Annotated in this window: 29 protein-coding genes; 11 read left to right on the forward strand and 18 right to left on the reverse strand. The window is 65.3% G+C overall.

Going from position 1 to position 26,711, the window contains the following annotated elements; all coding sequences use genetic code 11:
- Positions 1-29 precede the first annotated feature (29 nt).
- Positions 30-632: an MSMEG_1061 family FMN-dependent PPOX-type flavoprotein gene (locus X268_RS24915; RefSeq protein ID WP_128927377.1), complete on the forward strand. Its 603-nt coding sequence runs from the start codon at positions 30-32 to the stop codon at positions 630-632.
- 194 nt (positions 633-826) lie between these two features.
- Here X268_RS24915 and bfr read toward each other — a convergent pair whose 3' ends face one another.
- The 3 genes from bfr to X268_RS24930 form a co-directional block, all read right to left on the reverse strand.
- Positions 827-1,315 carry a bacterioferritin gene (gene bfr, locus X268_RS24920; RefSeq protein ID WP_011089420.1) on the reverse strand — a complete coding sequence of 163 codons (489 nt, stop codon included), beginning with the start codon at positions 1,313-1,315 and terminating at the stop codon, positions 827-829.
- A 132-nt stretch (positions 1,316-1,447) separates the two neighbouring features.
- Complete coding sequence (locus tag X268_RS24925) at positions 1,448-1,720, reverse strand: (2Fe-2S)-binding protein (RefSeq protein ID WP_128927378.1); 273 nt, start codon at positions 1,718-1,720, stop codon at positions 1,448-1,450.
- 161 nt (positions 1,721-1,881) lie between these two features.
- Positions 1,882-2,166, reverse strand: a complete 285-nt coding sequence (locus X268_RS24930; RefSeq protein WP_128927379.1) for a hypothetical protein — start codon at positions 2,164-2,166, stop codon at positions 1,882-1,884.
- A 135-nt stretch (positions 2,167-2,301) separates the two neighbouring features.
- Between X268_RS24930 and X268_RS24935 the strand changes: the two genes are divergently transcribed.
- Positions 2,302-2,628: a hypothetical protein gene (locus X268_RS24935; protein ID WP_128927380.1), complete on the forward strand. Its 327-nt coding sequence runs from the start codon at positions 2,302-2,304 to the stop codon at positions 2,626-2,628.
- Positions 2,629-2,867: 239 nt separating this feature from the next.
- Positions 2,868-3,149, forward strand: coding sequence for a hypothetical protein (locus tag X268_RS24940; RefSeq protein ID WP_128927381.1), 282 nt, complete (start codon positions 2,868-2,870; stop codon positions 3,147-3,149).
- A gap of 80 nt (positions 3,150-3,229) precedes the next feature.
- On the opposite strand, the gene X268_RS24945 is transcribed toward X268_RS24940, so the two are convergent.
- Both X268_RS24945 and ettA read right to left on the reverse strand, forming a co-directional pair.
- Entirely contained in the window at positions 3,230-4,456 is a 1,227-nt protein-coding gene (locus X268_RS24945; RefSeq protein WP_128927382.1) for a lytic murein transglycosylase, read from the reverse strand.
- A gap of 7 nt (positions 4,457-4,463) precedes the next feature.
- On the reverse strand, positions 4,464-6,113 hold the full coding sequence (ettA, locus tag X268_RS24950) for an energy-dependent translational throttle protein EttA (protein WP_128927383.1): 1,650 nt from the start codon (positions 6,111-6,113) through the stop codon (positions 4,464-4,466).
- A gap of 234 nt (positions 6,114-6,347) precedes the next feature.
- On the opposite strand from ettA, the gene X268_RS24955 reads away from it, so the two are divergent.
- The gene (locus X268_RS24955) at positions 6,348-6,563 is read left to right on the forward strand and encodes a hypothetical protein (protein WP_128927384.1); all 216 of its coding nucleotides are present in this window, start codon (positions 6,348-6,350) and stop codon (positions 6,561-6,563) included.
- Between the two features lie 131 nt (positions 6,564-6,694).
- Entirely contained in the window at positions 6,695-7,657 is a 963-nt protein-coding gene (locus X268_RS24960) for a D-2-hydroxyacid dehydrogenase family protein (protein WP_128927385.1), read from the forward strand.
- A gap of 56 nt (positions 7,658-7,713) precedes the next feature.
- Here X268_RS24960 and X268_RS24965 read toward each other — a convergent pair whose 3' ends face one another.
- The gene (locus X268_RS24965) at positions 7,714-8,913 is read right to left on the reverse strand and encodes a L,D-transpeptidase family protein (RefSeq protein WP_164937926.1); all 1,200 of its coding nucleotides are present in this window, start codon (positions 8,911-8,913) and stop codon (positions 7,714-7,716) included.
- 356 nt (positions 8,914-9,269) lie between these two features.
- Here X268_RS24965 and X268_RS24970 point away from each other — a divergent pair, with 356 nt between their 5' ends.
- On the forward strand, positions 9,270-10,049 hold the full coding sequence (locus tag X268_RS24970) for a hypothetical protein (RefSeq protein ID WP_245477643.1): 780 nt from the start codon (positions 9,270-9,272) through the stop codon (positions 10,047-10,049).
- A gap of 59 nt (positions 10,050-10,108) precedes the next feature.
- On the opposite strand, the gene sseA is transcribed toward X268_RS24970, so the two are convergent.
- From sseA to X268_RS24985, 3 genes are all read right to left on the reverse strand, one after another.
- The gene (gene sseA / locus X268_RS24975) at positions 10,109-10,963 is read right to left on the reverse strand and encodes a 3-mercaptopyruvate sulfurtransferase (protein ID WP_128927388.1); all 855 of its coding nucleotides are present in this window, start codon (positions 10,961-10,963) and stop codon (positions 10,109-10,111) included.
- Positions 10,964-11,102: 139 nt separating this feature from the next.
- Positions 11,103-11,516, reverse strand: coding sequence for a rhodanese-like domain-containing protein (locus X268_RS24980; RefSeq protein WP_018641027.1), 414 nt, complete (start codon positions 11,514-11,516; stop codon positions 11,103-11,105).
- 132 nt (positions 11,517-11,648) lie between these two features.
- Positions 11,649-12,824 (reverse strand): vWA domain-containing protein, encoded by a 1,176-nt coding sequence (locus X268_RS24985; RefSeq protein ID WP_128927389.1) that lies wholly within the window; start codon positions 12,822-12,824, stop codon positions 11,649-11,651.
- Positions 12,825-12,947: 123 nt separating this feature from the next.
- Here X268_RS24985 and X268_RS24990 point away from each other — a divergent pair, with 123 nt between their 5' ends.
- Together X268_RS24990 and X268_RS24995 are read left to right on the forward strand one after the other, a co-directional pair.
- The gene (locus X268_RS24990) at positions 12,948-13,193 is read left to right on the forward strand and encodes a GlsB/YeaQ/YmgE family stress response membrane protein (RefSeq protein ID WP_128927390.1); all 246 of its coding nucleotides are present in this window, start codon (positions 12,948-12,950) and stop codon (positions 13,191-13,193) included.
- A gap of 92 nt (positions 13,194-13,285) precedes the next feature.
- The gene (locus X268_RS24995) at positions 13,286-14,128 is read left to right on the forward strand and encodes an AAA family ATPase (protein WP_018641030.1); all 843 of its coding nucleotides are present in this window, start codon (positions 13,286-13,288) and stop codon (positions 14,126-14,128) included.
- A gap of 327 nt (positions 14,129-14,455) precedes the next feature.
- Here X268_RS24995 and X268_RS25000 read toward each other — a convergent pair whose 3' ends face one another.
- The 4 genes from X268_RS25000 to X268_RS25015 form a co-directional block, all read right to left on the reverse strand.
- Complete coding sequence (locus X268_RS25000; protein ID WP_128927391.1) at positions 14,456-14,743, reverse strand: hypothetical protein; 288 nt, start codon at positions 14,741-14,743, stop codon at positions 14,456-14,458.
- Between the two features lies 1 nt (position 14,744).
- Positions 14,745-16,391, reverse strand: a complete 1,647-nt coding sequence (locus tag X268_RS25005) for a GMC family oxidoreductase (protein ID WP_128927392.1) — start codon at positions 16,389-16,391, stop codon at positions 14,745-14,747.
- 15 nt (positions 16,392-16,406) lie between these two features.
- Positions 16,407-17,000, reverse strand: a complete 594-nt coding sequence (locus X268_RS25010; RefSeq protein ID WP_128927393.1) for a GNAT family N-acetyltransferase — start codon at positions 16,998-17,000, stop codon at positions 16,407-16,409.
- A gap of 156 nt (positions 17,001-17,156) precedes the next feature.
- A complete protein-coding gene (locus X268_RS25015) occupies positions 17,157-18,083 on the reverse strand; it encodes an SMP-30/gluconolactonase/LRE family protein (protein WP_128927394.1) in 927 nt (308 codons plus the stop codon).
- Positions 18,084-18,333: 250 nt separating this feature from the next.
- On the opposite strand from X268_RS25015, the gene X268_RS25020 reads away from it, so the two are divergent.
- A complete protein-coding gene (locus X268_RS25020; protein WP_128927395.1) occupies positions 18,334-19,437 on the forward strand; it encodes a mandelate racemase/muconate lactonizing enzyme family protein in 1,104 nt (367 codons plus the stop codon).
- Between the two features lie 9 nt (positions 19,438-19,446).
- Here the strand turns inward: X268_RS25020 and X268_RS25025 are convergent, their stop codons facing one another.
- A complete protein-coding gene (locus X268_RS25025) occupies positions 19,447-19,803 on the reverse strand; it encodes a coiled-coil domain-containing protein (protein ID WP_128927396.1) in 357 nt (118 codons plus the stop codon).
- Positions 19,804-19,988: 185 nt separating this feature from the next.
- On the opposite strand from X268_RS25025, the gene X268_RS25030 reads away from it, so the two are divergent.
- Positions 19,989-20,213 (forward strand): hypothetical protein, encoded by a 225-nt coding sequence (locus X268_RS25030; protein WP_128927397.1) that lies wholly within the window; start codon positions 19,989-19,991, stop codon positions 20,211-20,213.
- Between the two features lie 281 nt (positions 20,214-20,494).
- On the opposite strand, the gene X268_RS25035 is transcribed toward X268_RS25030, so the two are convergent.
- Complete coding sequence (locus X268_RS25035; RefSeq protein ID WP_128927398.1) at positions 20,495-21,151, reverse strand: glutathione S-transferase family protein; 657 nt, start codon at positions 21,149-21,151, stop codon at positions 20,495-20,497.
- Positions 21,152-21,315: 164 nt separating this feature from the next.
- On the opposite strand from X268_RS25035, the gene X268_RS25040 reads away from it, so the two are divergent.
- Positions 21,316-22,539: a polyhydroxyalkanoate depolymerase gene (locus X268_RS25040; RefSeq protein WP_128927399.1), complete on the forward strand. Its 1,224-nt coding sequence runs from the start codon at positions 21,316-21,318 to the stop codon at positions 22,537-22,539.
- A 14-nt stretch (positions 22,540-22,553) separates the two neighbouring features.
- Here the strand turns inward: X268_RS25040 and X268_RS25045 are convergent, their stop codons facing one another.
- The 3 genes from X268_RS25045 to X268_RS25055 are packed head-to-tail and all read right to left on the reverse strand — an operon-like array spanning position 22,554 to position 26,694.
- Positions 22,554-24,422, reverse strand: coding sequence for an ABC transporter ATP-binding protein (locus tag X268_RS25045; protein ID WP_128927400.1), 1,869 nt, complete (start codon positions 24,420-24,422; stop codon positions 22,554-22,556).
- Between the two features lie 9 nt (positions 24,423-24,431).
- On the reverse strand, positions 24,432-25,358 hold the full coding sequence (locus X268_RS25050; protein ID WP_128927401.1) for a 2-hydroxyacid dehydrogenase: 927 nt from the start codon (positions 25,356-25,358) through the stop codon (positions 24,432-24,434).
- Positions 25,359-25,365: 7 nt separating this feature from the next.
- Positions 25,366-26,694, reverse strand: a complete 1,329-nt coding sequence (locus X268_RS25055) for an NAD(P)/FAD-dependent oxidoreductase (protein ID WP_128927402.1) — start codon at positions 26,692-26,694, stop codon at positions 25,366-25,368.
- Between the last annotated feature and the right edge of the window lie 17 nt (positions 26,695-26,711).

Here is a 26,711-nt window from a genome sequence, read left to right on the forward strand (position 1 = left end):
TGCCGCAAATCCGATGCGGAGGCACGCCATTGACCGATCTTTGCGCCGAAGACCTCGCCACCATCTATGCCAAGCCGAGCCCGCGCGTGATCGCGAAAGCGCGTCCCGCGATCGATGCGCATGCGAAGAAGTTCATCGAGATGTCGCCGTTCTGCGTGCTCGCGACATCGGGCGCGGACGGCAGCGTCGACGCCTCGCCGCGCGGCGGCGGCATCGGCTTCGTCCGCGTCGCCGGTCCCAACCAGCTATTGATGCCCGACCGCTCCGGCAACAACCGGATCGACAGTTTCCGCAACGTCGTCGAAGGCTCCGGCTTCGTGCATCTGCTGTTCTTCGTCCCCGGCATCGACGAGACGCTGCGCGTCGGCGGACGCGGCACGCTGTCGGCCGATCCGGATCTGCTCGCATCCATGGTGGAATTCGGCAAGCCGCCGCGCGCGGTGCTGAACGTTGCCGTCAACGAAGTCTATTTTCACTGCGGCAAGGCGTTGATGCGCTCGAAGCTGTGGTCGTCGGAGAAGGTGCAGCGCTCGGTGATGCCGAGCATCGTCACGGTCATCCACGACCAGACCGGCCTCGGCGAGCCGGCCAGCCAGGAGAGCGTGGAAGAGCTCTACAAGACGCAGTTGTAATTGGGCCTGGGACTGTAGCCGCCGCGGCAATCACCCTGTCGTCCCGGACAAGCGCAGCGCAGATCCGGGACCCATAGTCACAGGGAGCGGTTTGCCGAAGACTCGCAGTCACTCGCTCGTCCCACACTCCTCCCTGTGGTTATGGATCCCCGCGTTCGCGGGGATGACAGGGAGTATGCGGTAACAGCCGGAGCTTAGTGGCCCTCGCCCTCGAGCCCGCCGACATGCTTCTGGGTGTAGAGTTCGAGGCCGATGCGGCCGATCAGGTCGAGCTGGGTTTCGAGGAAGTCGATGTGGTGCTCCTCGTCGCTCATCAGCTTCTCGAACAGATCACGCGTGACGTAGTCCTTGACGCCATGGCAGTAGGTGGCCGCTTCCTGATAGAGCGCCCGCGCGCTCATCTCGGCGGCGAGGTCGCATTCGATGATTTCCTTGACGTTCTGGCCGATGCGCAGGGGATCGAGCACTTGCATGTTCGGGAAACCGTCAAAGAATAGGATGCGCGCGGTGAGCTTGTCGGCATGCTCCATCTCCTCGATGGACTCCTTGCGCCAGACCTTGGCCATGTCGAGGAGGCCCCAATTGTCGAGGAATCGGTAGTGCAGCCAGTATTGGTTGATCGCAGTCAGCTCGTGACGCAGCGCCTTGTTCAGATAGTCGATGACTTTTGCGTCGCCCTGCATGATTCACTCCAGCTCTTGCAGTCCAAATCGGCCTCAACCAAATTTAGAATGTTTCTAAGTCAGTTTACGAATGAGGGCAACTGGCTGCGGAGGCGCAGCCGGGGAAAAGCTCAGGCGATCCAGCGGAAGATTTCAGCAGGCTGCGAGCGCAAAATGGGCCGGCTCGGCCGTCTCGTCATTGGCGGCGACGGGGTGGCTGTGCGGGCAGCCGGCACAGCAGGACTGCGCGCAGGGGCCGAGGGCTTCGTCGATGATGGTCTTGATCGTCCGCGCGCAACGGCCGCATTCGGCGCTACAGCCGAGGCACCCATAGACCTGCTTGGCATGGCGCACGGCGTCGTCGGACTCGGCGACGGCGGCGCGGATATCGTCATCGCTCAGCACATTACAGGAACAAACGATCATGGAAGCGGCAGGCCCTTCGGTGATGCGCCATCATCGATATTTAACAGTCCGGCCGGATGCAAAAGGAAAAACCGGTATTTGAAGCTATTCCAAACTGGCCCACGAACAGCCTAGGGCGGCTTCGAAACCCAGCGTTGCGCTGGATCAAGATTAGAGCGGATCTAGTCGCCGCCGCCGCCTCCACCACCACAATCTCCGCCACCGCCGCCGCTGTCGCCGCTGGAACAGCTGCCGCCGTCGGTCGAGTTCCCGGAACTATCGCCGGAAAACCAGCTTCCCAGCGAGAAGCCGTCGTTTGACCCGGTATAGGTATCGCCGCTGCCACCGTCGCCACCGGCCCCGGCGCGTGATCGTCGACCCCGGTTCTGGAGGTGGGCGAACCAGCCATAGCCGATCGCAGAAGCGATCCCGGCAGCGATCAATGCGTTGATCATCGCGTTACCCATTCTCGCCTCCCTGGCAGAGCCGCGGTCCACATGAATTGGTCGCGCCCGGCAAAGGCGCCGTTCATTGATCATTCAAACGAAGTATGGAACTCTGCCCCAAAGGGTTTTTGCGTGTTGGTACGAAAGGTCAAGCCAATGAAGAAGTTGCTCCTGGCGGTCACCGCCGTCGCCACCCTGGCCGTCGCGGCCGGAACGCCGGCCCATGCCCAGCGCGGCGTTGCGGCCGGCGTGGCGGCCGGGATCATCGGCGGAGCCATCGTCGGCGGCGCGCTGGCCTCTCCGTATTATTACGGACCCAGCCCGGGCTATTATTACGAACCCGGGTATTATCCGCCCCGCTACTATGCGCCGGCTCCCGGCTATGTCGCTGACGGCTATTACGGCGGCGGCTGCGTCTGGCAGAGGCAGCGCTTCTGGGACGGCTATGCCTGGCGGGTCCGCCGCGTCCGAGTTTGCGGCTGAGACGCCGCGAACCGGCTCGCTGTGATGGCTGCAGCTAGACCGGTTCACTACGGATGCGCCGTTCATCTCGGGGCCCGAAAAACACCGCTTTTTCCCGTCACAGCTCCGTGTGCGTTTACCGTGGATTGACCATTTGCGCGCTTCCTAGCCCAACGGCCAATTTCATCAGAGTGTGCGTGAACCTTTGAAACCCGGGCGCCTCTAACCAGAGGAACCCATCTCCCAGGAGAGCCCTGAGCATGAAGAAGACTTTAGTTGCCGCCCTCACGGTTGCGACAGTCGCCGGTTCGCTGGTGACCGCCACTCCGTCCGCGAAGGCCCATGACGGCGTCGGCGCCGGCATCGCGGCCGGCCTGATCGGCGGCGCCATCGTCGGCGGCGCGATCGCGTCGAGCCGTCCCGCCTATGGCGGTCCCGTCTACGTCGCCGAGCCCCCGCCGCCCGCCCCCTGCTACTGGCGGCGTGAGCGCTATTGGGATGGTTACGGCTGGGTCAGCCGCCCGGTTCGCGTTTGCTACTGATCTGATCGCATGGCGCTCATGGGCGCCGCGATCGAAGCCCGGCCGAAACCATCGGCCGGGCTTTTTCTTTTGGCCGGGCGCTATCGCGCCGCCTGGATTGAGCGCAGCACCTCTTCGCTCGGCCAGCAATCAACCTTGAGGCCTGCCGATTTCTGATAGGCGCCGAGCGCGGCACGCGTCTGCATGCCGGCCTTGCCGTCGATCTTGTCCTTGTAGAGCCCGATGCGGGTGAGCCCGCGCTGCATGCTCTCGACGTCTTTCGTGCGCAGCTGCTTGGAGGCCGACCACGGCGTTGCGAACGGCAGCGGGCTGTTCATGCGGTCGCTGAGATGGCCGACGAACAGCACGTAGAGGTCGGAGAAATTGTATTCCTTGATGACGAAGTAGTTCTTCGTGGTGAGGAACGACGGGCCATAGATGCCCTCCGGCTGGAGCAGCGACGCCGGCTGCGCCTGCTCCGCCGCGCTCAGGCGCTGGCCACGCACCGGCACAAAGCCTTCGCGCAGCCATTGGCCGATCGGCTTCGTCACCTCGGGCACGCCGGTGCTGCAATCGACCTTGGCCGGCGCCTGCACCTCATAGGCCCAGCGCAGGCCGCTCTGCCAACCCTTGTTGACGAGTTGCTGCGCGGCCGAGGCCAGCGCATCCGGCACCGAATGCCAGATGTCGATGCGACCGTCGCCGTCGAAATCGACGCCATGCTTGTAATATTCGGACGGCAGGAATTGCGTGAGCCCGGTGGCACCCGCCCAGGACGAACGCATGTCCTTGCGCGTCACCACGCCCTCACCGAGGATCTTCAGCGCGAGGATGAACTCGGTCCGGTACTGATCCTTGCGGCGCCCGACATAGGCCTGCGTCGCCAGCACGCGAACCAAATCATAAGGCAGCGCGTAGCGGCCGTAATCGGTCTCGCGGCCCCAGATCGCGAGCATCACGGTCGCAGGCACGCCCGACTTCCTTTCGATCTCGCTCAGCGAGGCGCGATATTTCTGCAGCAGGCGCCGCCCCTCGCCCGCAAGCCGCGCGATCGAGGCTTCCTTGACGTAATCGGCCGGCACCTGCACGAACTCGGCCTGCGATGGCGCACCAGTCGCGGGCCTTCCGGGCAGGATCAAGTCGGGCAGCTTGTAGTCGGGTTCGAGCCCGCGCGTCTGCTCGTCGAACGTCGCGCGCGAGACGCCCTCGGCCTGCGCCTCCGGCCAGAGCGAGGCGATGAACTGCGTGAAGGCGGCGTCGGCGGCGCGGGCGGACGACCAGCCGCAGGTGACTACGATCACCGCAGCGATGAGCGCCCGCCGCATCATGCCGCTATCACCGCGTCAGCTTCTTGTACTTCACGCGGTGCGGAATGATGCTGTCCTGGCCGAGCCGGCGCATCTTGTCCTTCTCGTAGTCCTGGAAGTTGCCTTCGAACCATTCGACGTGGCTGTCGCCTTCGAAGGCCAGGATGTGGGTCGCGATACGGTCGAGGAACCAGCGATCGTGGCTGATGATGACGGCGCAGCCGGCAAAATCCTCCAGCGCCTCTTCGAGCGCGCGCAGCGTGTCGACGTCGAGATCGTTGGTCGGCTCGTCGAGCAGCAGCACGTTGGCGCCCGACTTCAGCATCTTGGCGAGATGAACGCGATTGCGTTCACCGCCGGAGAGCGCGCCGACCTTCTTCTGCTGGTCGGCGCCCTTGAAGTTGAAGGCCGAGCAATAGCCGCGCGAATTGACTTCTTTCTTGCCGAGCAGGATCAATTCGTTGCCGCCGGAAATCTCCTCCCATACGGTCTTCTTGCCGTCGAGCGCGTCGCGCGACTGGTCGACATAGCCGAGATGCACGGTCTCGCCGACCGTGATCGTGCCTGAGTCCGGCTTCTCCTGGCCCGTGATCATCCTGAACAACGTCGTCTTGCCGGCGCCGTTGGGGCCGATCACGCCGACGATGCCGCCGGGCGGCAGCTTGAAGGTGAGATTGTCGATCAAGAGGCGATCGCCAAAGCCTTTGCTGAGGCCGTCGAAATCGACGACGTTGGCGCCGAGCCGCTCGGCAACGGGAATGATGATCTGCGCGGTCTGTGTCTGCTTCTCGCTCGCCTGCTTGAGCAGCTCCTCATAGCGCTGGTAGCGCGCCTTCGACTTGGCTTGGCGCGCCTTCGGCGAGGACGCGACCCATTCCTGCTCGCGGGCGAGCGTCTTCTGGTGCGCGGCGTCCTCGCGCCCCTCCTGCTCCAGGCGCTTCTGCTTCTGCACCAGCCAGGACGAATAATTGCCTTCGTAGGGAATGCCGCGGCCGCGATCGAGCTCGAGGATCCAGCCGGTGACGTTGTCGAGGAAGTAGCGGTCGTGGGTGACGATCAGGATCGCGCCGGGATAGTTGCGCAGGTGCCCTTCCAGCCACGACACGGATTCGGCGTCGAGATGGTTGGTCGGCTCGTCCAGCAGCAGCAGCTCGGGCTGGTCCAGCAGCAGCCGGCACAGCGCGACGCGGCGGCGCTCACCGCCCGAGAGCTTGGTCACGTCGGCATCGTCAGGCGGACAGCGCAGCGCGTCCATGGCCTGGTCGACCTTGCTGTCGAGATCCCAGAGGCCCTGGGCCTCGATCTCGTCCTGCAGCTTGGTCATTTCGTCGGCGGTCTCGTCCGAGTAATTGACCGCGAGTTCGTTGTAGCGGTCGAGGATCGCCTTCTGCTTGGCCACGCCCTGCATCACGTTCTCGCGTACCGAGAGCTTCGGATCGAGCTGCGGCTCCTGCTCGAGATAGCCGACGCGGGCGCCCTCGGCGACCCACGCCTCGCCGGTATATTCCTTGTCGAGGCCGGCCATGATCTTGAGCAGCGTCGACTTGCCCGAGCCGTTGACGCCGAGCACGCCGATCTTGGCATCCGGATAGAACGACAGATGGATGTTATCGAGCACCTTCCGGGTCGGGTAGCTCTTGGTCAGGCCCTGCATGAAATAGATGAACTGGCGCGCCATCGGTCCCGAAAACCTTCGATTTGAGGAAATTTGCTTCGCCTGCGATGTAGCGATCCCGCCCCCAAAGGGCAACGTTTTCCGTCCGTTCACCACGGATGAATACGGGATGGACACCATCCGGCCACCGATCCGGACAATTGAAACCATCTTTTAATAAATCAGGCCGAAAGCTCGGTTTCGCGCGGAAACAGCGCCACCCGCTCAGAACGAACGGGAGCACAGCGAGGCCGCATCATGGCTCTGACCGAGACCCATTCTCTTCCTGTTCCGGCAGAAGCCGGCCGCGTCTCCGGGTTCGTCTCGGAGGTCAAGGGCTTCTGGAAGCGCTTCTTCGCAACCGCCTTCAATCCCTATCGGCCCGAACTGCACTACATGCGCGGTCCCGGCCCGGCCTGGCGCGCCAAGCACGGCATGGATGCGCCGTTCCGACTGAAGCCCCGCGACCTCTAAAGCGCCTCTCACCTGTCGGATTTTTGAAGACGCAAGCGGCTTGCGCGCTGACGCGATTGCGCGCAACCATGGCTTAGGTTCCGACGACGGCGCTTCGCCCAGCGCCCACCTCTCGCCATGGATGAACGCTGATGAGCCGGCTGCGCTGTGCAATTCTCGACGACTATTTCAACCTCGCGCTCGACGTCGCCGACTGGCAGAAACTGTCCGACCGCGTCGACGTCACCGTGTTCAGCCATCCCTTCGCCTCCGAACAGGCCGCAGCGAGCGCGCTGGCCGACTTCGAGATCATCTGCGCGATGCGCGAGCGCACCGCATTCCCCAAGAGCCTGTTCGAGAGCTTGCCCAAGCTGAAGCTGCTGCTGACGTCAGGCATGCGCAATGCCGCGATCGACATCGAGGCCGCCAAGGCGCGCGGCGTCGCGCTCGGCGGCACGCAATATTCTCGCGACCCCACCGCACCGCTGACCATGGGCCTGATCCTGGAGCTGACCCGCGGCATCGGCCGCGAGAACGCGCGCATGCATGCCGGCGAGCCCTGGCAGACCTTTGCCGGCGTCGAGATCGAGGGAATGACGCTCGGCATCGTCGGACTCGGCAAGCTCGGCAGCAAGATGGCCGGGATCGCCAAGGCGTTCGGCATGAACGTGATCGCCTGGAGCCCCAACCTCACGCCGGAGAAGTGCGCGGCTGCCGGCGTCGGCTACGCCACCAAGGAGGAATTGTTCGCCAAGTCCGACATCGTCACCATCCATGTGGTGCTGAGCGATCGCTCGCGCGGCCTCGTCGGTGCTGCCGATCTGGCGCGGATGAAGCCGACGGCTTTCCTCGTCAACACCGCGCGCGGGCCGATCGTGGACGAGCAGGCGCTGCTCGAGGCGTTGCAGCAGAAGAAGATCGCAGGCGCCGGCTTGGACGTGTTCTCGGTCGAGCCGCTGCCGGTCGAGCATCCCTTCCGCAAGCTCGACAATCTCGTGCTGACGCCGCATCTCGGCTACGCCACCCAGGACGGCCTGCGCATCCACTACGGCCAGATGGTCGAGGCGATCGACGCCTTCACCAAAGGCGTCGAGCTGCCGCGCAAGCTGGCCTGAAACGAAAAGGGCGTGCCCTCGGCACGCCCTACGCAATCTGAATTGGGTTTGGACGCCTAGCGCACGGTGACCGGTGCGGGCAGCGGCGGCACCACGGTCGGCTGCGTGCCGGGGACCGGGCCGGCCTGAGCGGACATTGGAGCTGGACCGGGAGCAGCACCGGCTGCGGGCGCAGCGGACGCGGTCGCCGTTCCCGGCGGTGGGCCGCCGGGCATCACGACCACGCGGGTGCCGACCTTGACGCGATCGAACAGGTCGGAGACGTCCTCGTTCAGCATGCCGATACAGCCCGACGACACGAACTTGCCGATGGTCGAGGGCTGGTTGGTGCCGTGGATGCGGTAGACGGTCGAGCCGAGATACATCGCGCGGGCACCGAGCGGATTGCCGGGACCGCCGGCCATGAAGCGCGGCAGATAGGGCTGGCGCTCGATCATTTCCGTCGGCGGATGCCAATCCGGCCACTCGGCCTTGCGGGTGATCTTCTGCACGCCGGTCCAGGTGAAGCCGTCGCGGCCGACGCGGACGCCGTAGCGGATCGCACGGCCGCCTCCGAGCACGTAGTAGAGATAGGTGTTGGGCGTATCGACCACGAGGGTGCCGGCGGGCTCCTTGGTCTGGAACGAGACCTCCTGGCGGCGCAGGTTCGGCGGCAGCTGCGCCGGCGCGGCGTCCGGCTGCTCCTCGGGCGGCAGCGAGGCGATCGTCATCGGCCGGCCATCGGCTCCGACCGGCGGCTGCCCAGCCTGGACCGTTCCGGTCGCGGCCGGACCACCAACCGCCTCAGGCGGACGCATGCCGTCATCGGCCTGTCCCTGCTGGCCCGGACGGTTGGCATAGATCACCGGCGGCGGACCGGCGGGGCGGCCATAGCGGGGATCGTCGGGCGACATCACCGGGCCCTGGGGCGGCGCGGCCGAATAGACCGGCGGAGCACCGGCCGGACGGCCATAGCGCGGATCGTCCGGCGACATCACCGGACCCTGCGGAGCGGCCGAATAGACTGGAGGAGCGCCCGCCGGGCGGCCATAACGCGGATCGTCGGCCGGGCCGGGCGGCGGCAGCGATGCGTGCGGCATCGCGTCCTCGTCATCGTCCAGCGCGTCGAAATTCGGCGTGCGGTCGCCGGGCCGATATTCGGCCGGGGCGCCGTAGCTGGGGGCCTGCTGGACCGGATAGCTCTGAGCCTGCACGAGCGAGGTTCCCGCCGCAGCGACTGTTGCGGCAGCGCATATCGTCAGAAAATGTTTGATCATCATCGCTCTTGTATAGCCCCGGGGCCCCATAAGGACCGTTAACGGCCAGATGGCCGAAGATAGCGGCACATTCAAGACATATCCGGCCTATTTGCGCCGGATTTGCCGATTTGTGATCCGCAAGACTACCGTTGCCCCGTTGCATCACGGGGCCGAAATCGCATTGCGCCGTGGATTGCCGGACGCATCGCCTCCGAATTTAACGGAACGGGGCAGAATCGTTGCGGTATGTTCGAATCAGCCTGATTCGCCTCCACTTTGAGCTCCGCGCGGCGAACGCGGCAAACAGTACCGTCACCGCGTTCAGATGGCTCATGGGCCCTGGCACCGCCGGGGCGGAAATTCGTAATCCGTCAATGCTTCCCGGCTTTCGCTTCCTGTTTGCCGCGATCTTGCTGTCAACCTCCATCCTGGTGTTCGGCCTGGGCGCCGCCGCGCTGCTGCGGGCGAGCCATGAGCAGTATGTCAGCAACCCCTCCTGGCGGAACGGCCCGCAGGAGCAGATGTTCGCACAAGCCCCCGAGCCGGCCCAGCCGGTGCTCGCGGTGCTCCGTGCCGAGCCGGAGGTGACCGCCGAGCCCGAGCCGTCGGTACGCGACCAGATACCGACCATCGGCTTGCCGGCAAGCGGGCCTGAGCAGCTCGCCGCCCTGACGACCGAGGCCGAGGTCCAGCCGCAGGTCATCGCTCCGCCTCCGGCTGAAGTGGCGGCGGTCGAGCCCGCCACGGCCGAGACCACGGCGGAAGCGGCTGCCCCGGCACCCGCCGATACGCTCACTCCGGCCGACACCACCGCATCGATTCCCGACCCCAAGCCTGACTTGAAGCCTGCCCCTGTCGCGAGCGCCGGCGAGCCGGCGTCCACCGCCGCCCTCGCCTCCTCGGCGCTCGATGTCGCCGCAGCCAGGCTGGCTGCCCTGAACGATCCGGCGACCACGGCCGTGAAGGATGCGCCTGTGAAGGCCAAGGCCGATCGCAAGCCGGACAGCAGCAAGGCGGACGACAAGGCGCGCAAGGCGCAGGCCAAGAAACGGCACCGCGTGGTGCGGCGTCCGCCGCCTCAGCAGTTGCAGCAGCAGCTCGATCCGTTCGGGCAGCCGCAGCAGACTTTCGCGACGACGACGCGCACGCGGTGACCTTCCTCCCTCTCCCCGCTTGCGGGGCGAGGGAGTGGACGGTCATCGGGGCTGTGATCTTACGCCGGTCCGGTCGCAATAGCCGGGCCGCCCTCCTGGCCCCATTCCGACCACGAGCCGTCATAGAGCGCGGTGTCGGTGATCCCCAGGCGGTAGAGCGCGAGCGTCAGCACGCCAGCGGAGACGCCGGAGCCGCAGCTGGTCACGATCGGCGCATCTAGCTTGACGCCGGCATTGCTGAAGGCGGCGCGCAGATCATCGAGCGGCTTCATCTCGCCGGTCGCGGCATCGAACAGCAGATTGTAGGGCACGTTGCGGGCGCCGGGGATGTGGCCGGAGCGGATGCCCGCGCGCGGCTCGGGCGCACGGCCCTCGAAGCGATCGGCGGCGCGGGCGTCGATCACCTGCTCCTTGCGGCTTTCGACGTTGGTGATGAGCTGCTGCATGCTGCGTACGCGTTTTGAATCGTAGCTCGCCTTGAACGTCGCCGGCTTCGGCGTCACCTCGCCGCTCTCCACGGGGCGCCCCTCGGCACGCCACTTCTTCAGGCCGCCGTTGAGGATGCGCACATTGCCATGGCCGAAGGCCAGGAACATCCACCACGCACGCGGCGCGGCGACCCAGCCGCCGGCATCGTAGAGCACCACGGTGTCGTTGTTACCGATGCCGAGATTGCCGACGTCGCGGCCGAACTGCTCGGCGCTCGGATACATGTGCGGCAGCGGGTTGGAATGGTCCGACACCGCATCGACGTCGAAGAACACAGCACCCGGCAGATGCGCGGCGAGATAATCGTCCTTCGGCAGCGGCAGCACGCCCGGCAGCTTGAAGCTTGCATCGAGGATCCTGACGTTGGCATCACCCATATGGGCGGCGAGCCATTCGGTGGAAACGAGGGGGTCGGTGGCGGCCATTAGTCTTTTCCTGGTGGTCATTCCGGGGCGCCCGGCGGGCGAACCCGGAATCCATCGAGCGGCTGAATTGGTGGATGAATGGATTCCGGGCTCGCAACTTCGTCGCGCCCCGGAATGACGGATGAGAGAGCGAGACTTCTCACCCCTTCTTCTTCGGCTCCCACTGCTCCGTCGGACCACCGGCGTCGCGCCAGGCGGCGTAGCCGCCGGCGATGTGGGCGACCGGCTTGAGACCCATGTCCTGCGCGGTCTTGGCAGCGAGCGCGGAGCGCAGGCCGCCGGCGCAGTGAAAGACGAACTTCTTGTCCTCCTGGAAGATCGGCTTGGCGTAGGGGCTCTGCGGATCGATCCAGAACTCCAGCATGCCGCGGGTGCAGGCGAAGGCGCCTGGGATGCGGCCGTCCCGCTCGATCTCGCGGGGATCGCGGATGTCGACGATGACGACATCGCCGTTCTTGGAGATCTCGATCGCGTCCTTGGCGGTGAGCGTCTCGATCTCGGCATTGGCCTCGTCGATCAGCGCCTTGATGCCGCGGGTGATGGTCTGGGGCATGGGTCTTCCCTTCTTCTCTTCCGTCGTTCCGGGGCGATGCGAAGCATCGAACCCGGAACCTCGATCGTCACACTCCATCTCGAGATTCCGGATCGGCCGCCTTGCGGCCGTCCGGAATGACGGTGGATAGCGCTAGTGCGTCAATTCCTTCATCGCGCCTTCCAGCCCTTCGATCGTGATCGGGTACATGCGATTGGCGAAGATGCGTTTGATGATGGTGGTGGATTCCGAATAGTCCCAATGCTTCTGCTGCACCGGGTTCAGCCACACCGCGTGCGGATAGGTGCGGATGATGCGGTCGAGCCAGACCGAGCCGGGCTCCTCGTTGACGTGCTCGACCGAGCCGCCGGGCACCATGATCTCGTAAGGCGACATCGAGGCGTCGCCGACGAACACGACCTTGTAGTCGTGCGGGTATTTGTGCAGCACGTCCCAGGTCGGGGTGCGGTCGGTGAAGCGGCGCTTGTTCTGCTTCCACACGCCCTCATAGAGGCAGTTGTGGAAGTAGAAATACTCCATGTGCTTGAATTCGCTCTTGGCCGCCGAGAACAGCTCCTCGACCTGCTCGATATGCGCATCCATCGAGCCGCCGATGTCGAAGAACACCAGCAGCTTCACCGCATTGCGCCGCTCGGGGCGCATGTGCACGTCGAGATAGCCGTGGTTGGCGGTCTCGCGGATGGTGGTGTCGAGATCGAGCTCGTCGGGCGCGCCGGTGCGCGCGAATTTGCGCAGGCGTCGCAGCGCGACCTTGATGTTGCGGATACCGAGCTCGACATTGCCGTCGAGGTCTTTGAACTCGCGCTTGTCCCACACCTTCACGGCGCGGTTGTTGCGGTTCTTCTCCTGGCCGATGCGGACGCCCTCGGGGTTGTAACCGTGGGCGCCGAACGGCGAAGTGCCGGCGGTGCCGATCCATTTCGAGCCGCCCTGGTGCCGGCCCTTCTGCTCCTCGAGGCGCTTCTTCAGGGTCTCCATGAGCTTGTCCCAGCCCATGGCCTCGATCTGCTTCTTCTCTTCCTCGGTCAGGTATTTTTCGGCGAGCTTCTTCAGCCACTCCTCGGGGATCTCCGCCTTCTCCATGGCGTCGAGCAGGTTTTCCAGCCCCTTGAAGACAGTGCCAAAGACGCGGTCGAACTTGTCGAGATTGCGCTCGTCCTTCACCAGCGAGGCGCGCGACAGATAGTAGAAATTCTCGACCGTGTAGTCCGCAAGGTCAGCGTCGAGCGCCTCCATCAGCGTGAGGTATTCGCGCAGCGTCACGGGGACCTGCGCGTCGCGCAGAGAGGTGAAGAATTGCAGGAACATGGGTGACAGATTGCCCGTCAGGTGGCCGACGTCAAGGGGCGGAGGCCGCCGCAGGACGCTGGACCGGCAAGCATTTTGCTCTAGAATTGGGGGCCTCAAGGGGCTGTTTTGGGGACGTTTGCAATGGGAATTCTCGCAGCGCTCATCATCGGCGCGATCGCCGGCTGGCTTGCCGGCAAGATTGTCCACGGGGCGGGATTTGGACTGATCGGCAACATCGTCGTCGGCATCATCGGCGCGCTGGTCGCGAGCTGGGTGCTGCCGCAGCTGCATATTGCGCTCGCCACCGGCACGTTAGGGGCCATCGTGGACGCCACCATCGGCGCGGTGATTGTGCTCGTCATCCTTTCGCTGATAAGACGGGTCTGAAAGCCTGACCGAACCAGGAACGGCCGCCCTGCGCGGCCGTTCCCAGTCGCGACCGGGGCCGGCGCCGCGCCGATGATATTTGAGGACACGCAATGAAATTTACTGGCACCAAGGACTATGTTGCGACCGACGATCTCAAGGTCGCCGTCAATGCCTCGATCGTGCTGGAACGCCCGCTCTTGGTGAAGGGCGAGCCCGGCACCGGCAAGACGGTGCTGGCGGAGGAAGTGGCGAAGGCGCTGAACGCGCCGCTTCTGACCTGGCACATCAAGTCCACCACCAAGGCGCAGCAGGGCCTCTACGAATACGACGCGGTGTCGCGCCTGCGCGACAGCCAGCTCGGCGATGCCAGGGTCTCCGACATCAAGAACTACATCAAGCGCGGCAAGCTGTGGGAGGCCTTCACCGCCGAGCAGCGCCCGGTGCTCTTGATCGACGAGATCGACAAGGCCGATATCGAATTCCCGAACGATTTGCTGCTCGAGCTCGATCGCATGGAATTCCATGTCTACGAGACCGGCGAGACGATCAAGGCGAAGCAGCGCCCGATCATGATGATCACCTCCAACAACGAGAAGGAGCTGCCGGACGCTTTTCTCCGCCGCTGCTTCTTCCACTACATCAAGTTCCCCGACGCCGACACGATGGGCCGCATCGTCGACGTCCACTTCCCCGGCATCAAGAAGCGCCTGGTCGAGGAGGCGCTGCGCATCTTCTTCGAGGTGCGCGAGGTCCCCGGCCTGAAGAAGAAACCCTCGACCTCGGAGCTGCTCGACTGGCTCAAGCTGCTGCTCAACGAGGACATGAGCGTCGAGCAATTGAGGGAACGGGATCCGCGAAAACTGATCCCGCCGCTGCACGGTGCGCTCCTCAAGAACGAGCAGGACGTGCATCTGTTCGAGCGGCTGGCTTTCTTGAGCCGACGGGAAGTGTGAGCCTCGGGTTCGCGCGCGATAGCGCCCCGCTGTCGCTTCAAACATTGGTGTCATTTCCCCGCGAAGGCGGGGAATCTAGTACGCCGCGGCTTCCAAGCTCAATCACAACTGCCTCTGGAATACTGGATCGCCCGGTCAAAGCCGGGCGATGACAGCGAGAGTGTGGCACGCGCCTGCCTTCCCGTCGTCATTGCGAGCACAGCGAAGTTCGTAGGGTGGGTTAGCGTCAGCATAATCCACCTCTTTCGTTTCCCCGTCGACAGAAGTGGTGGGTTACGCTGACGCTAACCCACCCTACGGCTCCTTGCTTCTTGGCTGGTCCGCGGGCTACGCTAAATCGCTTTCAGCTTTTGTCCGCCATTCTTCCATCGATTCGAGAATGATTGTTGCGGGCCAGCTTGGATGAGCCTCCTTCTTGCCGGACCACGTCAAGTGAACTTCGGCCACTCTTCCATCGTCCAGTGAGACAAGAACGTCGTCACGGTCATCTCGCCTGGCATCCACCTTGATCTCCAAACCGGCAAGCGGGTGCCGATCACCGATCTCCCTCCTCAACTCCTCTTCGAGAAGAAGGCGTTCTCGTTCATCGATGATCTGACGCCAGGGCTCAATCACCTCACGCCATCGCCGCGTCCGGGATGCGTGCCGCTTCCATCGGCGCCTTGCCGCGGATGAGGTCCGAGGCGCGGTCGGCGATCATCATGGTGGAGGCATTCAAATTTGCCGAGATCATGCGCGGCATGACGGAGGCGTCGATGACACGGAGACCTTCGAGGCCGTGGACGCGGAGCTGGTCGTCGACCACCGCCCACGTGCTGTCCGCCGGGCCCATGCGGCAGGTGCAGCCGGGATGGAAGGTGGTGGTGCCGCGCTCGGTGGCGGCGTGCAAAAATTCGTCGTCGGTGTTGACGTTGGGACCGGGGAAATCCTCGTAGGCGTAATAGGGCGACAGGGGCGCTGACTTCAAAAGCCGCCGCGCGAGCTTCATGCCGCCGACGATGACGCGGCGGTCGAGCTCGGCGTCGAGATAATTGGTCTGGATGATCGGCGGCGCGAACGGATCAGACGAGCGGATGCGGACATAGCCGCGGCTCTCCGGGCGCTGCTGCCAGGAGGCCACCGTCATGCCGGGCTCGTCCTCGAGCTGGCCCTGCACGCCTTCCTTGTAGGAGGCCGGCGTGAAGGTGAGCTGCAGGTCGGATGAGTCGGCGCTCTCGCCGGAATGCCAGAAGCAATAGACCATGGTCGGCGACAGCGAGAGCAGGCCGCGGCGCGCGGTCGCCCATTTCAGCGCTTCGATCCACAGCGAGAAACCGCGGCGGAGCTCGTTGATGGTCTTGATGTCTTTGACGCGCGCAACGGTGCGCGGGGCGTAATGGTCCTGCAGGCCCTCGCCGACGGGGAGCGCGTGACGCACGGCGATGCCGTGCTGCTGCAACAAATCAGGCGAGCCGACGCCGGAGAGCTGCAAGAGCTGCGGCGAATTATAGGTGCCGCCGGAGAGGATCACCTCCTTGTTCGCGCGCACCTCCACCGGCGTGCCGCCGCGGCCGCCCTTGCTGTAGCGCACGCCGACGGCGCGCTTGCCCTCGAAGATGATCTCGGTGGCGTGCGCGTGGGTGTGCACATGCACGTTGGGCCGCTTCATCGCAGGCTTGAGGAACGCGGTCGAACCGGAGACGCGCAGGCCGTTGTTGATGGTGCGCTGGCAGTAGGAGACGCCTTCCTGGGTCTTGCCGTTGTAATCGGGGTTGCGGGGGATGCCGAGCGACACCGCGCCTTCCATGAAGGCCTCGCAAAGCGGATCGCGCCAGTCCATCGTCGTCACCGTGAGGCTGCCCTCGCGGCCGCGATAGGTGTCCTCGCCCTCGCCGACCCGCTTCTCCAATCGCCGGAAATAGGGCAGCACGTCGGCATAGCCCCAGCCGCGATTGCCCATCTGCGCCCAGGTGTCGAAATCCATGCGCTGGCCGCGATTGTAGATGTGGCCATTGATCGAGGACGAGCCGCCGAGCGTCTTGCCGCGCGGCGCGTAGATGCTGCGGCCATTCGTGTACGGCCCGGGCTCCTGCTGGTAGGCCCAGTTGATGCTCTTCATGTGAAAGGTCTTGATGAACCCCGCCGGCAGATGGATGTAGGGATGCCAGTCGGAAGGGCCCGCTTCAAGCACGCAGACGCTGACGTTCGGATCTTCGCTGAGCCGGCTGGTGAGCACGCAACCGGCGGAGCCCGCACCGACGATCACATAATCAAATCTGTCCATGGTCCCTCGGCCGCCCTAGCGCGGCTTGTCGTTGAGTTGAAATTCCAGATGCGCCTGCACCGTCGGCCATTCGGCCGCGGTGATGCTGTACACGACCGTATCGCGCAGCGTGCCGTTCGGCGCGATCTGGTGGCTGCGCAAAATGCCGTCCTGCTTGGCGCCGAGACGCTCGATGGCGCGGCGGCTCTGGTGATTGAAGAAGTGCGTGCGGAATTCCACCGCGATGCAGTTCAGCGTCTCGAAGGCGTGCCGCAGCAACAGCAGCTTGCACTGGGTGTTGAGGGGGCCGCGCTGCGCGCTCTTGCCGTACCAGGTGGAGCCGATCTCGACGCGGCGGTTGGCGGCATCGATGTTCATGTAGGTCGTCATGCCGACAATCCGGCCGCCGGCATCGAACACGGTGAACGGCAACATCGAGCCCGCGGCCTGCAGGCCGAGACGGCGGTCGATCTCCTTGCCCATGTTCTCCGGCAGCGGAATCGCGGTGTACCAGAGCTTCGAAAGCTCGCCGTCCTTGACAGCCTCGACCAGCGCCTCGCGATGCTGGTGCGACAGCGGCTCGAGACGGGCGTGCTGTCCACGCAGGGTGATGGGATCGGGCCAGGGCATTTCTCACTCCATAATGACTGCCGTCATTCCGGGGCGCGACGAAGTCGCGAGCCCGGGAATCCATTCAACGACCAACTCTGGGGCCTAATGGATTCCGGGCCAGCGTGCTGGCGCACGCATCCTGGAATGACGACGGACGTATCGACACAGATACAGTCACTTGTTCAAAAAGTTCAACGGCAAACCGCCGCGCGGCCAGTCCATCGCGACCAGCTCGCCCTTGCCCGACAGCGTGATATAGGCGGTCTTCAGCTCGGGACCGCCGAAGGCGATGTTGGTGGTGACGCGATCGCCGGTCGGGACCTGCTCGACCAGCGCGCCGTCGGGCGCGATCACCGAGATGCAGCCGGAGACGAGGGTGGCGACGCAGACATTGCCGCCAGCCTCCACCGCGAGCGAGTCGAACATCTGGTAGCCACCGAGGCCGCAGATCGGCTTGCCGCGCTCGCCGCGATAGATCACGTCGCGCGGCTTGAGCGTGCCTGGCGCGGAGAGCTCGTAGGCCCAGAGCCGGCCCGTCGGCGTCTCCGCGATGTATACGGTATTCTCATCCGGCGACAGGCCGATGCCGTTCGCCGGCAAGATGCCGTGCACGATCTCGACCAGCTCGGTCATGCCGGGCTTGAGATAATACATGCCGCCGACGTCCATCTCGCGCGCGCGGCGCTTGCCGAGATCGGAGAACCAGAGACCACCCTGCTTGTCGAACACCAGATCGTTCGGTCCGCGCAGATCGTGCGCGCCGCATTTGGTCACGACGGTCTCGACCTTGCCGGATTGCAGATCGACGCGCTGGATCGAGCCGCCGAGATAATCGTCCGGCTGCGGGCCCGGCATGATCATGTTGCGGGTCGGGATCCAGGAGAAGCCGCCATTGTTGCAGATGTAGATCTTGCCGTCGGGCCCGAGCGCGGCGCCGTTCGGCCCGCCCGGAATTTTCGCCACGATCTCCTTGCGGCCATCCGGGTAGACGCGCGTCAAGCGCTGGCCGCGGATCTCCACCAGCAGCACCGAGCCGTCCGGCATCACGACCGGCCCTTCGGGAAATTCGAGGTCGGTGGCGAGAACGCGGACGTTGGACATGTGGAGACTCTCCCGGCTGCTTGTTATGGCTTGCACGGGATGTCCGGCACGGGCCCCACACGCAAGATTTGCCTGCGGTTATGACAAAGTCGCCTCCGCTTGCCAAGCAAACGGATGGTATGCCAGCGTTGCGCTGCATTCCTTCGTCAGCCGCAATGAGACAGTGCTCGAACAGCCTCTGGCGACGCCCCGGCATTCGCAGCTACACTCCGCGAGAACCGCTCGCGAGAAAGCACGGAGGAACCGCGTCATGGAAATTACAGATGTGCGGGCGCACCATATCCGCATTCCCTATGATGCCGGTGTCGCGAGCTTCCGCCAGGGCGCGTCGGCAATCACGGCTCTCGACATGGTGCTGGTCGAGGTCTTAACCGATGCCGGGCTGACCGGCTGGGGGGATGCCTTCGCCTATGTCTGCCCGCGCACCACGCGCAGCGCCGTCGAGGAGATGATCGCGCCGCAGGCCCGTGGGCTGAAGGTGCCCGATGCGGCCGGCATTCCCGCTGTCATGGAGCAGATCCAACGCAATCTGCATCTGTTCGGCCGCTACGGCATCACCATGTTCGCGATCTCGGGGCTCGATATCGCGCTCTGGGACCTTGCCGCCAAGATCGAGGGCGTGCCCGTGCATCGCCTGCTCGGCGCGACCAGGCGCACGGCGATTCCGGCTTACGCGAGCCTGTTGCGGATCGGCGCGCCCGACAGCATAGCGGCCGAATGCAGGAAAGCGCTCGCGCTCGGCTACGGCGCGATCAAGCTGCACGAGACCACGACGCCTGGGGTATTCGCCGCGCGGGAGGCGATCGGCCCCAGCATTCCGCTGATGGTCGACATGAACTGCCCGCTGACGGCCGAGCAGGCGATCGCATTCGCAACGACGTGCCGGGACGCGCGGCCGATGTTCCTGGAGGAGCCGGTCTGGCCGCCGGAAGACTTTGCCGCGCTCGCCGAGGTCCGCAGCAAGGGCGGGCTCGGCGTCGCCGCCGGCGAGAATGCCTGCACGGAATATCAATTCCGCCAGATGATGGCGGCGGGCGCAGTGAGCCACGCCCAGCCGTCGGTCACCAAGGTCGGCGGCATCACGGAATTCCTGAAGGTCGCCGCACTCGCCGATCGGCTCGGCGTCAAGATCGTTCCGCACTCGCCCTATTTCGGGCCCGGTCTGCTCGCGACGCTGCATCTCTTGGCGACGCGCGACGACGGGCTGGCCGAGATGTTCCATCTCAAGCGCGAGGCCTGCCTCTGGGGCGGCCGCGCCGATAGCGATGCCACCGGCCACGTCGCGGTGCCCTCAGGACCCGGGCTCGGCTACGAGCCTGATCGTGGCGTGATGGAGCGATATCGCGTGACGTGACCGGCGCGGTTATTTCGCGGTGTCCTTCGGCGGCGGCGCGTCCTGCTTCTTCTTCAGATCCTCGACGAGCTTGGTCTGCGCGGCCTGGAGATCACCGATCGTCTTCTGCAAGCCGGCGAGGTTCGCCTTCAACGCGTCGATCTGACGCCCCGCCGCATCCAGCTTCTGCTGGTGATCGAGGCCGAGCTTGATGATGGTCTTCTGCAGGAAGTCGACATTGCTCTGCAGGCACGAAGTGCGCCGCTCCATGGTCTTCTCGACCGTGCAGATCTCGATGCCGGGCACGTCCTGCGCGTGCACCGGCGCATGCGCCAGCGTTGCGAGCAGCAATATCGCGAAACAGATGCCGGCATTTCGAAGCAGCATAAACGGTTCCTCGTCCGGTCGATCACGGCAATGTGCGCTGTTTGCGCGCAGCCGCCTGACGCTACCACACTCGCACCGCATTCTCGCGTTGAGCTTGCGTCTGTTCCCTCGGACGGGGAATGATGATCCGCGCGCGGAGGAAGTGGGCGCTCCTTCCGCGGCTTTGTTTAGGGGAGATTTTTGGAATGGCAACGCGCGATAGACGTTTGGCGGAATTCGATGGCGCCGGAGAACCACCGCCGGGCCTGCCGGTCGAGGTGCTGTGCGAGGACCACAGCGGAACGTATCAGTTGCCGTTCGCCTGCCGCTATGTCGAAGGACGCTGGCGAAACCACGAGGCAGGAATCGCGGTCGAAGCCACCGTGATCGGCTGGCGCCTGCCGCGCGTGAAGCACTCGGGCGCGGCCTGACCAGCAGCCTCTGTTCCAAAATGCAACGGGGCCGCGCTCCGTCTTAACCTTCGGAACGCGGCCCGAACGAATCACGTCCGAATCAGAGGAATGGCCGTGTACGCACCTGTTCACGGCTAGATGTCGACGCCGCTGTGTGGGCGCGTACAATATCTGTGCGGCGTGGCGGACGGCATCGACCCGTCCCGCGCGCCAAAGGTTAATCAGGACAAGGGCATAGCTAGCAGGCTGGCGCTGAGCGGTTGCCGCCACCGAAACAGGCACGGCCGCACAATGGCTGCCTAATATTCGACCTCGAGCTCTTCGATCTCGGCCGGCTCCTCCCGAGCCGCGGCGATCCATTCCTGCATCTCGGGCATCGCCATGATGGTGTCGGCATAGGCCTTCAGCAGCGGCTCCAGCTTGACGTCATAGGTCGCAAAGCGCGTCACCACGGGTGCGTACATCGCATCCGCCATGGTGCGCTGCGTACCGAACAGGAACGGACCGCCCGACTTCTCGAGACAGTCGCGCCAGATGAACCAGACGCGGTCGATGTCGGCCTGCGCCCGCGACCAGATCTTGAAGCCGGGGAAGTGGCCCTTCAGATTCACCGGCAACGAAGCGCGCAGCGTGGTGAAGCCGGAATGGATTTCGCCGCAAATCGAGCGGCAATGGGCGCGCTGCACGCGGTCATCAGGCAGCAGGCCGGCGGCCGGCATCACCTCGTTGAGATATTCGGCGATCGCCAGCGTGTCCCAGACCACCGCGCCCTCGTGCCGCAAGCACGGCACCAGGATCGACGACGACAGCAAGAGGATCTCCGCGCGCGCCGACGGATCGTCCGGCGCGGTGACGATCTCCTCGAAATCGAGCCCGGCGAATTTCGCCAGCAGCCAGCCGCGCAGAGACCAGGACGAATAGTTCTTGCTGCTGATGGTGAGTGTCGCCTTCGCCATATGGCCCTTCCCTGATCCCGCCTCTCCGCCGGCTCGCGAATGCGCGCCGTACTCCGTGCTTGCCGTGACATGAGCAGCAAGCGACGTGCCAATTTTGCGGGGCCGTCCGGCCGCCGTTTGGCGTCGTAATTGCATAGCACCGCGGAACGGGTGGGCATTCCAGTATGATGTCGATGTATTATCAGGCGTTTCAGAACCACATGGACCTGACGGCGCCGTGGCGCGCGGGAGCCTCGTCCGCGCTCAAATTCCTCAATCTGGTGCCGCAGGGCACGTCGGATCAGGTGGTCGGCCGGCTGTCGGCCGCGCTGGAGCTGATCTCGCGCTCCACCCTCACCTATCACCGGCCGGCCTACGGCATCGACAGCGTGACGGTGGGAAACCGCGAAGTGGCCGTCACCGAGGAGATCGCCTACGCGACGCCGTTCGGCTCGCTGCTGCACTTCAGGAAGGACGGCGTGGGCGAGCAGCCGCGCATGCTGCTGGTGGCGCCGATGTCCGGCCATTTCGCGACGCTCCTGCGCGGCACCGTGAAGACGCTGCTGCAGGACCACGACGTCTACATCACCGACTGGCATAATCCGCGCGACATTCCGCGCAGCGAGGGCCGCTTCGGCCTCGACGACTACACCGAGCATCTCATCGACTTCCTCGCGCAGCTCGGCCCGCGCCCCCACATGGTCGCGATCTGCCAGCCGTCGGTGTCGGCGCTCGCAGCCGCCGCGATCATGTGCGAGGACAACCATCCCTCGCGCCCGGCCACACTGACGCTGATGGCGGGCCCGATCGACACGCGCATCCAGCCGACCAAGGTCAATGACTTCGCCAAGAGCAAGCCGATCGAATGGTTCGAGCGCAATTTGATCAACTACGTGCCGGTGCAGTGCCGCGGCGCGCTGCGCAAGGTCTATCCCGGCTTCGTGCAGCTCACCGCCTTCGTCTCGATGAATCTCGAGCGCCACATCAAGCAGCACATGGACCTCGCCAACCACATCGCCAAGGGCGAGAAGGAGAAGGCCGCCACCATCAAGACCTTCTACGACGAATATTTCGCCGTGATGGACCTGCCCGCCGAGTTCTACATCGAGACCGTGCGCGACGTATTCCAGGAGCATTTGCTGCCGCAGGGCAAGCTGATGCATCGCGGCCGCACCGTGAACACCAAGGCCGTCAGCCGCATGGGGCTGATGACGGTCGAGGGCGAGAAGGACGACATCTGCTCGATCGGCCAGACGCTCGCCGCCCAAGACCTCTGCACCGGCGTGCGCGCCTATCGCCGCGTCCACCACATGCAGGCCGGCGTCGGCCATTACGGCGTGTTCTCAGGCCGGCGCTGGAACAACGAGATCTATCCGCTCTTACGGGATTTCGTGCACGTCAATTCGTGAGGCGAACGGCAACCTCAGCCCGACCACTCCTCGCCCCAGATCTGGACGACGTGGCCAGGCGAGACGTCGCGATAGTGTCGCATCGGCGGCTGATAATCCGGCGCGCGCACCGGACTTCTGACCTCGTCGTTGGCGGCTTCGCGCCTGGTGCCGCGGCGTGACGGATCCGGCACCGGCACGGCGGCCATCAACCTCTTCGTATAGGGATGCTGCGGATTGCCGAACACGGATGCGCGCGGGCCGATCTCGACGATCTCGCCGAGATACATCACGGCGACGCGGTGGCTCATGCGCTCGACCACCGCGATGTCATGGGAGATGAAGAGATAGGCCAGCCCCATGCTGGCCTGCAGGTCGAGCATCAGGTTCACGACCTGCGCCTTGACCGAGACGTCGAGCGCTGAGACCGCCTCGTCCGCAACGATCAGCTTTGGCCCGAGCGCGAGCGCGCGGGCGATGCAGATGCGCTGGCGCTGGCCGCCGGAGAACTCGTGCGGGAAGCGCGCGGCCATGTCGGCGACAAGGCCGACGCGCACGAGCAGGTCCGCGACCATGTCGCGCGCCTGCGACGCCGACGCGAGCCCGTTGGCAAGCAGGGGCGCCGCGATCGCCGCTCCCACCGACATGCGCGGATTGAGGCTCGCAAACGGATCCTGAAAGATGATCTGCATGTGCTTGCGGAAGTCGCGCAACGCTCGGCCGTTCATGGCCAGCACATCCTGGCCGTCGATCAGCACCGTGCCGCTGTCCGGCTCGGTCAGCTTGAGGATGGAGCGGCCCGTGGTCGACTTGCCGCAGCCGGATTCGCCGACCAGCGCCAGCGTCTCGCCGGCGCGCAAGGTGAAGGAGACGTTCTCGACGGCATGGACGCGGCCCGAGACCTTGCCGAACAAGCCCGAGCGGATCGGAAAGCGCGTGGTGAGGCCGGAGACTTCGAGCAGCGGGCGCTCGGCCGTCGAGACCGTGTCGGGCGTCTCCACCGGGTCGTCCGAGGTCCCCGTCACCTTGTCGACGATCGGAAAGCGCATCGGCCGCGCGCGTCCATCCATCGAGCCAAGACGCGGCACGGCCGCGAGCAGCGCGCGCGTATAGGGATGCGACGGTGCCGCGAAGATGCGCGAGGTCGCGTCGAGCTCCACCGCCTGCCCGCCATACATCACCACGGTGCGGTCCGCGATCTCGGCGACCACGCCCATGTCGTGGGTGATGAAGAGGATCGACATCCCCTCCTCCCGCTGCAGCTCCTTCAAGAGCTCGAGGATCTGCGCCTGGATGGTGACGTCGAGCGCGGTCGTCGGCTCGTCCGCGATCAACAGCTTCGGCTTGCAGGCCAGCGCCATCGCGATCATCACGCGCTGGCGCATGCCGCCGGAGAAGCGGTGCGGATGCTCGTGGATGCGCGATGTCGCCGCCGGGATGCGGACGCGGTCGAGCAGACGGATGGTCTCGGCCTCCGCGGCCGCGCGCGACAGGCCGCGATGCTGGATCAGCGCCTCCGCGATCTGGAAGCCGACGGTGAGCACCGGATTGAGGCTCGTCATCGGCTCCTGGAAGATCATGGCGACGTCATTGCCGCGGATATCCTTCATGCCTGCTTCCGGCAGCGCCAGCAGATCGCGACCGGCAAGCGTGACTCGCCCCTCGATGCGGCCGATCTCCTTCGGGATGAGCCGCATGATCGACAGCGCGGTCACGCTCTTGCCCGAACCGGACTCGCCGACGATCGCCACGGTCTCGCGGGCTGCGACGTCGAAGGACACGTTGCGCACGACGGGAATCCATCGCCGCTCGAGCATGAAGGAGGTGGTGAGGCCGGAGACCGACAGCACGGAGGACGGTGCTTGTGCGATGATCTGGTCAGCCCTGCTCACGTCCATGCTCATGCGATTGCCCTAATAGCCGCGCGTGCGATCAACCAGCCCCGGCAACTCCTCGCCGCGGCGGTGGCGTGCGATGACGTCGAGCACGAAGTCGACGGCCGTGTCCGGCGTGGTCATGCTGGCATTGTGCGGCGTCAGCAGGATTCGCGGGTGGCTCCAGAACGGATGGCCAGAAGGCAGCGGTTCGGGATCGGTGACGTCGAGCACCGCACCGGACAGCGCGCCATTGGCGAGGGCTGCGAGGAAATCAGCCTCGACCAGATGCGGGCCACGACCGACATTGACGAGCCCCGCACCGCGCGGCAGGCGCGCGAACAGATCGGCGTTGAGGATGCCGCGGGTCTCATCGGTCAGCGGCAGCAGGCAGACGAGGATGTCGGCCTGCGCGAGAAACTCCGGCAAGGCGTCGGCGCCGGCGTAACAGGTCACACCGTCGATCTCGCGCGGCGAGCGATTCCAGCCGAGCAGCGGAAAGCCGAATGCCTTGAGGCGATCGAGCACGGCCTGGCCGAGCTGGCCCAGCCCCATCACGCCGACACGCCGCCGCTTGGCCGGCGTGATCCTGATCTCGCGCCAGACCTGCTCCTTCTGCTGATTGATCAAGTGCAGGAGGTCGCGATGCAGGGCCAGCACGGCCATGGTGACATATTCCACCATGGTCTCGGCAATGCCGGGCTCCAGCATCCGTACCAGAGGGATGTGCGCCGGCACTTTCGTGGTATCGAACTGGTCGACGCCTGCGCCCACCGAGAAGACCAGCTCGAGATTGGGGAACGTCGTCGCAATATCCTCCGGCGGCACCCAGGCCACGAGATAGCGGATATCGGCGGGTTCGCCGATATCCGGCCAGAGCCGGAACGGCACATCAGGCGCGCGCTCGGCGAAGAATGTCGCCCACTCGGCGCCACGCACCATGTTGGCCTTGTAGAGAACCGTCATGCGGCCCTCAGAACGGGCTGACCGGCGCCAGGCGCCGGCCGTCGATCATGCGCTTGTGGCTGTAGGCGGCGGGATCGACCAGCGGCGTCGCGCCGGTCACGATGTCGGCGGCGAGCTTGCCGGCGGCGGGGCCGATGCCAAAGCCGTGGCCGGAGAAGCCGGTCGCGAGGAAGAAGCCCGGCAGCGCATCGACCGGCGAGATCACCGGAATGGTATCCGGCGTGCAATCGATGGTGCCGCCCCAGGCTTCCGCGATCTCGATATCCTTCAATTCCGGATTCGCCTTGATCAAGGAGGCCAGCGCGGCATTGACCAGCGACATGTCGGGCGCGGGATCACGCACGCGCTCGGCCTCGAACGGCGACGGCTTGTCGAAGCTCCAGCTGGTGCCGCGCGCGATCTGCTCGAAGAACGACTTGCCGAACGAGAGCTTCAGCCCGTTCTTGCGATGCAGATAGGTCGGCCAGAAGGTACGCGCGTAGCGGAACAGGTCGGGCGACAGCTCGACCGTGCCGCGGTTGCGCAGCGCCAGCGTGAAGCCGCCGTCGAGGCGGCGACGGATGCAATAGAAGTCGGTGCCGAGCGCACCCGAGGTGATCTCCGGTCCCGGCGTGGTCCGGCATGCGGTGGCGTTGACGAGTCCGATCGGCAGCTCGATGCCGTGGCGGCGGCAGAACAGCGACGACCACGCGCCGCCGGACAGCAGCACGGCTTGGGTGCGGATGATGCCCTTCTCGGTGACGACGGCGCTGACGCGGCCGCCCGTCGTCTCCAGCCCGCGCGCCGCACAGCCCTGATGGATGGTGACGCCATGTTTGCGCGCGGCCGTCGCCAGCGCCGGCACGGCCATCGACGGCTCGGCGCGGCCGTCGCTCGGCGTGTGCAGACCGCCGACCCATGTGTCGGTATTGCCGGGCATCCGCTCGGCGACCTCAGCCGGCGTCAGGACGGTGGAGTGAACCTGCATCTCGCGTGCGACCGCGGCCCAGCGCTCCCAGCTGGCAAGCTCGTCCTTGCTCTTGGTCAGGAACAGCACGCCGGTGCGACGGAAGCCGGCATCGACGCCGGCGTCGTTCTGCATGTCCTCCCACAACCGTAGCGCCTCGCGGGCGAGCGGGATCTCCTCACGCGCGCGGCCCTGCTGGCGGCACCAGCCCCAATTGCGGCTCCACTGCTCGCCGCCGACATGGCCCTTCTCGACCAGCGCGACGGACAGGCCCTTCTTCGCGAGATGATAGGCCGCGGACACGCCGATCACGCCACCGCCGATGACGACGACGTCCGCCTGCGCCGGCAGGCGTTCATCGCTATTGATTCGGTTCAGCGGCGGGGGCATGGGACACTCCTGGCATT

The organism is Bradyrhizobium guangxiense (genome assembly GCF_004114915.1).
Classification (GTDB): domain Bacteria; phylum Pseudomonadota; class Alphaproteobacteria; order Rhizobiales; family Xanthobacteraceae; genus Bradyrhizobium; species Bradyrhizobium guangxiense.